Genomic DNA, 2,444 nt, shown 5'->3' with positions numbered 1-2,444 from the left:
GAGGAGCGGGTCGGCGGCGACGACCCCGACTCGATCGACGCCGGCGAGGACTGGCTCGGCGACGCCGAGGTCGGCGACGACCGCTCCGGCCGCCTCGTCGCCCCGGACGAGGGCGCCGGCACGGACGTCGAGAAGGACCTGGTCAGCGAGGACGTCGGCGTCGACGGTGCGGGCGCGTCGGCCGAGGAGGCCGCCGTGCACGTCGTCGACGAGGAGACCGCCGAGGAGTGAGCGGGGCCGGTCCGGGGTCGTCGGCGGGGGCCGATGGGCGCGCGCTGACGACGCTGCCGAAGGCGCACCTGCACCTGCACTTCACCGGCTCGATGCGGGTCGGGACGGTCCGCGAGCTCGCGGACGAGCACGGTCTGCGGCTGCCCGCGTCGCTACGGGGCGACTACCCGCCCCGGTTCGCGGCCGCCGACGAGCGCGGCTGGTTCCGCTTCCAGCGCCTCTACGACGCGGCGCGGGCGTGCGTGCGGGGCGAGGCCGACATGCGGCGGATCGTACGCGAGGCGGCGCTGGACGACGGCGCGGAGGGCTCGCGCTGGCTGGAGATCCAGGTCGACCCCACGTCGTACGCGCCCTTCGTCGGCGGGATCACGCCGGCGCTGGAGATCGTCCTCGACGAGGCCGCCGCGGTGTCGGCCCTGCCGGAGGCGGCGTCGGTGGCCGTCGTCGTCGCGGCCTCGCGGATGCGCCACCCGCTGGAGGCGCGGACCCTGGCCCGGCTGGCGGCGCGCCACGCGGGCGAGGGGGCGGGGACGGTCGTCGGGTTCGGGCTGTCCAACGACGAGCGGCGCGGCGACACGGCGGAGTTCGGTACCGCGTTCCGGATCGCGCACCGGGCGGGGCTGGCGTCGGTGCCGCACGCCGGCGAGCTGCTGGGGGCGCCGGCCGTGGCCGCGACCCTCGACGCGACGGCGCCGGACCGCCTCGGGCACGGGGTGCGGTCCGTCGAGGACCCGCGGGTGCTGGAGCGGGTCGTCGGGGCGGGGGTCGCGCTGGAGGTGTGTCCGGGGTCGAATGTCGCGCTGGGCGTGTACGACGACGCGGCGTCGGTGCCGCTGCGCCGCCTGCTGGACGCGGGGGCGACCGTGGCGCTGGGGGCGGACGACCCGCTGATCTTCGGCTCGCGGCTCGTCGACCAGTACGCCATCGCCCGGGACGCGCACGGGATCGACGACGCCGGCCTCGCGGCCCTGGCCCGCTCGTCGTTCGCGGCCAGCCGCGCACCCGAGGAGGTGCGGGCGTCGGCCCTCGCGGCGATCGACGCGTGGGCCGGCGACCCGGCGCCGGCACGGGCGGACGACACGAAGGGCCCGCACCACCCCCGCTGAGCGAAGACCCGCCGCTGCGGTGCCGGGACGTGTCGTCGGCCCGACGGGCGCGGGCGGCGCGTCAGAGGGTGTCGCCGACGAGCACGGGCTCGTTGACCAGGGTCACCCCGAAGACCTCGCGCACCCCGTCGCGGACCTCGCGGGCCAGGGCGACGACGTCGCCGGCGCCGGCCCCGCCGCGGTTGGTGAGGGCAAGGGTGTGCTTCCTCGACAGCGCCGCCGGGCCGGGCAGGCCGTACCCCTTGCCGAAGCCGGCGCGCTCGATGAGCCAGGCCGCCGACGTCTTGACACCGCCGTCGGGGCCGGCGAACCGCGGGGGCGTCACGTCCGCGCCGAGCCGGTCGGCCACGCGTCCCTCGAGCTCCGCGAACCCGGCGGGCGTGAGGACGGGGTTGGTGAAGAACGACCCGCACGACCACGTGTCGTGGTCCGGGGCGTCGAGCACCATGCCCCGGCGCCGGCGCTGGGCCAGCACCGCCTCGCGCGCCTCGGCCAGGGGCACCCGCTCCCCGACCTCGACCCCGAGCTGGGCGGCGAGGTCGGGGTACCCCACCGGCCGCGACAGCGTCCCCACGACGAGCTGGAACATCACGTCGAGCACGACGTACCGGTCGGTGCCCTTGAACAGCGAGTGGCGGTAGGTGAAGCGGCAGTCCAGCGAGGTCATCGTCCGGACCTGCTCCTGGAGCCGGTCCCAGACGCGTACCCGAGCAACGGTCTGGGAGACCTCCTGGCCGTACGCGCCGACGTTCTGGATCGGCGTCGCCCCGGTCGAGCCCGGGATGCCCGACAGCGCCTCGATGCCGGCCCAGCCCTCGGCGACCGCGCGCTCGACGAGCGGGTCCCACGGCTCTCCCGCCGCGACGACGACGGTGGCGCCGCCGCACGAGTCCGCGGACTCGACGGTGACGCCCTGCGTCGCGACCTTGACGACCGTGCCCGCGAAGCCCTCGTCCGGCAGCACGAGGTTGGAGCCGCCACCGAGGACAAGCAGCGGCTCGTCGGCGTCGTCGACCTCGCGGACGGCGTCCACGAGCTCGTCGGTCGTCTCGGCGAGCACCATCCGGGCCGCCGGGCCGCCGACGCGCATCGTCGTGTGGCCGGCCA

At 76.8% G+C, this 2,444-nt stretch carries 3 protein-coding genes; 2 read left to right on the top strand and 1 reads right to left on the bottom strand.

All coding sequences use genetic code 11. The features are described from left to right. A partial coding sequence (locus EPD83_RS19290; protein ID WP_235950730.1) for a DUF5709 domain-containing protein occupies nucleotides 1-231 on the top strand: 231 nt, incomplete at its 5' end. After that, nucleotides 228-1,337, top strand: a complete 1,110-nt coding sequence (locus EPD83_RS19285; RefSeq protein WP_268951216.1) for an adenosine deaminase — start codon at nucleotides 228-230, stop codon at nucleotides 1,335-1,337. The genes EPD83_RS19290 and EPD83_RS19285, both read left to right, overlap by 4 nt. Before the next feature lie 61 nt (nucleotides 1,338-1,398). Here the strand turns inward: EPD83_RS19285 and EPD83_RS19280 are convergent. Continuing rightward, on the bottom strand, nucleotides 1,399-2,444 hold a 1,046-nt coding region (locus EPD83_RS19280; RefSeq protein ID WP_165567021.1), incomplete at its 5' end, for a UDP-N-acetylmuramate dehydrogenase.

This window comes from Phycicoccus flavus, assembly GCF_004025965.2.
In the GTDB taxonomy this organism is placed as follows: Bacteria; Actinomycetota; Actinomycetes; order Actinomycetales; family Dermatophilaceae; genus Phycicoccus; species Phycicoccus flavus.
Note: the sequence above shows the minus strand (reverse complement) of the source record. Positions and strands in the feature narration are given on the sequence as shown.